We start from the raw sequence: 246 nt of genomic DNA on the forward strand, positions 1-246 counted from the left end.
CTTCGAAGAAGTCCATTAGAGTGTTCATTTAAACCGCGTTGTGACGAACAACCAGGATTAGCAAAGTAAATATTGATGTCATTGACATTTGAAATGGCTTGCCAATCAGAAAATTCTTTTCCACAATCAAACGTAATGGATTTAAATAAATTTCTCGGTAAAAAAGCAAACCAGTTATCACAAGCTATTCGCACATCACTTGATTTTCGACTGCTAATTTTTATCGGGATGATGAGTTTACTGATT

The 246-nt window shown here is 34.6% G+C and carries 1 protein-coding gene; it reads right to left on the reverse strand.

The features are described from left to right. Positions 1–246 (reverse strand): IS30 family transposase (locus HMPREF2811_RS11125; RefSeq protein ID WP_141749303.1); only part of this gene is annotated, 246 nt, incomplete at both ends.

The organism is Globicatella sp. HMSC072A10 (genome assembly GCF_001811625.1).
Classification (GTDB): Bacteria; Bacillota; Bacilli; order Lactobacillales; family Aerococcaceae; genus Globicatella; species Globicatella sanguinis.